This is a genomic window from Bacillus proteolyticus (assembly GCF_001884065.1).
Classification (GTDB): domain Bacteria; phylum Bacillota; class Bacilli; order Bacillales; family Bacillaceae_G; genus Bacillus_A; species Bacillus_A proteolyticus.
Window position 1 is genome coordinate 1 of record NZ_MACH01000155.1, and the last position, 3,511, is coordinate 3,511.

General features: G+C 32.5%; 3 protein-coding genes and 1 pseudogene. 2 read left to right on the forward strand and 2 right to left on the reverse strand.

Annotated elements, in window-relative coordinates:
- Positions 1–478: 478 nt before the first annotated feature.
- Positions 479–1,321 (reverse strand): hypothetical protein, encoded by an 843-nt coding sequence (locus BAQ49_RS27510; RefSeq protein WP_071747877.1) that lies wholly within the window; start codon positions 1,319–1,321, stop codon positions 479–481.
- 130 nt (positions 1,322–1,451) lie between these two features.
- Positions 1,452–1,827, reverse strand: a pseudogene (locus tag BAQ49_RS27515) (SUKH-3 domain-containing protein).
- Between the two features lie 330 nt (positions 1,828–2,157).
- Between BAQ49_RS27515 and BAQ49_RS27520 the strand changes: the two are divergent.
- Positions 2,158–2,844, forward strand: coding sequence for an alpha/beta fold hydrolase (locus BAQ49_RS27520; RefSeq protein ID WP_071747878.1), 687 nt, complete (start codon positions 2,158–2,160; stop codon positions 2,842–2,844).
- A gap of 154 nt (positions 2,845–2,998) precedes the next feature.
- Positions 2,999–3,415: a hypothetical protein gene (locus BAQ49_RS34175; RefSeq protein WP_071747879.1), complete on the forward strand. Its 417-nt coding sequence runs from the start codon at positions 2,999–3,001 to the stop codon at positions 3,413–3,415.
- Positions 3,416–3,511 lie beyond the last annotated feature (96 nt).

Sequence of the window (3,511 nt, forward strand, 5' to 3'; positions counted from 1 at the left end):
ATTAGAGTTCGATAGAACTCTTTACTTAGGAATCCCCCTCTTCTAAACGAAGTGAAAGTGGGGGTAGTTCAAATAATTGGAGTCTTAATTTGAATAAATTTTGTAACTACTCAGTTACTCTGTAAAAAAAGAAAGAAGTGAAGTAAACAAAAAGCAACTTCAAAATCAACTTTTATTATATATTTTGGAGTTACTTTACGTTTACTTTTAAATCTTTATTTATGTATAGAAATTAGACTAAAATTTATATCATATTTTCTTTGATTCTTTTTAATACATTCATAAAATTGTTAAATCATAAAAAACCTTGAAAGGCTTTTAGCCAATCAAGGAAAGGAGTAAATTAATCCTTTATATTATATTTCTCCTTTGTTCTTATTATGAGATTTCCTATATCTTCAGCTTGTTCGAGATGATGTCCAATATAAAATTCGCATGTTTAGAGATTTTACTTGCCTCATTTGGATATCTTATCATCCTATTTACTAGGAAGCTGCGACAGACGCTCCTTATAATTTTTAGACACTAAAATATTTAGAAGGCCTATCATATTATTCGTCTCTTGTCTCGCCTCCTCATATGCTTGGGAAAAAGCTATTTTATTCTCTTTAGGGTTTTCTATGTTTGCTAACTTACTCCAACTTTTTTTCAGTTTATCATTCTTTTGAAATAGCCCTTGATCTACTCCGCCTTGGGCGACAGGAGCCATATAATCAAATTCTCCACCTTTTCGGAGGTATGTAAGTGCCTCTGTAATCTCAGCAGTATTTGAGAAATCTTCCTTTCTTGCAGGAGCTTCTAGCACACGAAATGCAGAAACTGATGCATATGCTACTTTTATAAGTGCCCTTTCTAAATTTGTTATTTCATCCCATGATTTATATTGAAAAGAAGGATCTTGTTGTACTGTTATAAATGCATATCCTTCTTTCACCCAATCTGGCGATAAATTTTCAAGTGGTTCTTCTGTGCGAATATTAACAACCGAATCACCATAATTAGATATATCGGTAGTTCGATTATTTTCACTTGTAACACGGCGAATCGGATGATCCGTGTAAAGTATATAACCGCGTTTATCAATATGTTGCTGAAGTTCTTCTACTGTTGTTTGTATACCAATTTGTCCTTCTTCCTTCTTTTGTTCATCTTGCTTTTCTTTTTCTGTAGTGACTTCCTCTGTTTTATCTGATGTTATATGTTCCTTTTGAGGCTCTTCTTTCTTCTCTACTGGCTTTACTACTTCTTTTTCCTTACAAGCAGATAATGTAAATAATGAAGCTACTAGCAATATGCTTACTATTGTTTTTTTATAATTCATATATATACCCCCTTCTATTATTATACATAATTAACAAAAAAGAGGGTAATATTCTTGCGGAAATTGGATTTATCATTATAGGATATTAGGAGATAATTTTGAACTAAAAAAATATTACTCCCCTTTAAATTCATCCCAAAGCATTGTCTCCTATCCACCCTGTTGATCTGAATAATCTTCCTGGTCCTAACCGAAATCATATAGTGAACCTATAGGAATAACTTTATCATCAATAAAATCATCTAAGCCAAAACACGAACTATCTAACACACCTATCACTTCCTTAATACAAGTGGTATGTTCAGATATTGTCTTAGACCCATTTGAACGAATCTTTTCAACATTGATTCGTAATTCTCCAAACTCCTCCATAAATTTTTTTGCACTTTCAAAAACTTCAAAGCCTCTTTCTTCAAGAAACTTTACATTTTCTGATATGTCTATTTTTCTCCCCTCGTACCATCCCACTTTTATAACTCTTCTATTGTCTTATTTGATATTTTCATTCCTCCTAGTAATCAATGTTATAGAATCCAGAAAACGTTAACACAGACAAACTAGAGAGGAATAACATTCCATATAAAGTGGAGGGTAATAAGGTGTATATTCCAGAAGATGCATTTGATGATGCAGTAGTGTGCTGTTCTTAGGTGAGCATAAAACCGTAGAAATGGTTAATTTCTACGGTTTTTATTGCATTAATTTAAAATTCTTTCGTAGTGGCCCATCATACCTTGAATCGTTTCCGTACTCCTAAAAGGTTAATTTTGTAAAAATGTATTATAATGGATTTTGGAAATATAAAATGTTAAATGTATTAGAGGGGGAGAGATATTATGGCAACATTTATACTTGTACACGGTGCATGGGATGGTGGATATGTTTGGAGGGAAGTTGCAACACAGTTGAGAAAAGAGGAGCATGAAGTATATACACCTACATTAACGGGACTTGGAGAAAGAGCGCACCTTGCACATCCGGGTGTAGGATTAAAAACATATATTCAAGATATTGTGAATGTTATTCACTATGAAAAATTAAAGGAGGTTATTTTAGTAGGGCATAGCTATGCTGGAATGGTAATAACGGGGGTTGCAGATATTATTCCAGAATGCATTAAAAATATTGTGTATATTGATGCAATGATTCCAAATAACGGAGATTCTGTAATGGATATTTCTGGCCCGGAAATGTCTTCACATTTTATAGAAGAAGTAAAGGTTCATGGAGATGGATGGCGTATTATTCCAAGAAATACGTCAGACCAAAGAAAAGTTGCTATGCCGCTATTAGCATTTACACAATCAATTGAAATGAATAATTCGATAGTGAATGAGATCCCACATACATATATAGAAATTCTTGATCATCCTGCAAATTGGCCAATGGCCCCTATTTTTCAAAGATCCGCTGAAATAGCAAAGGAGAGAAAATGGGATGTATATTCAATTCAAAGAGGTGGGCATTGGGTTATGCAAACAAACCATGAAGAATTAGCTCGTATTTTAGAAAGATGTAGTTAATAACATAAAAAGAATGTACATAAGAAATTTGCTTAGCGTATATTTTCATTAAAATGCTGGTGGTACGTCATATAGTGGAGGACTCTTATCAGAAGGGTTATACTTTTATTCCCAAGTACTGAAACCGGTACTACATAAATAGGAGGAACAGACTTTGCTTGAACTTAGTATAGGTAGACTAGAGCCTTACTTTCTTATACTTGTAAGCATTATTGTATTGATGTTTCAAAGTATTGTCTTTGTAAGAATAGTAAGAGACTGGTTTAGAAATAAGGACATAGAAAAATTAAAAGAAGACAAACAGTACATTAAGAAACTGACTATAGTATACATCGGAATTATGATAATAGGTATAATAACAAACTTACCTCTATTCGGATTCATATTGTTAGGTTTTATGTCTAACAGTATTATACTAACATCTTTAAAGATAGAACTATCCAATACCAAGTCAAATCAATTAAAGACTGTAAAGAACTCAAATTTCATATCATGGTTCGTAATAAATGCTATACACTTAGTGTTATTCTTTGTAGAGGAAATAAAACTTATTAAAAGTATTTTGGTGTAGACTCATGGATAACGATATGACTTCGGGTTCTGGTGCAAATACTTAGGAAAGATATAAAGATGCGAAAAGTTTCCTAGTGAAATCTAGTCTTAAGCA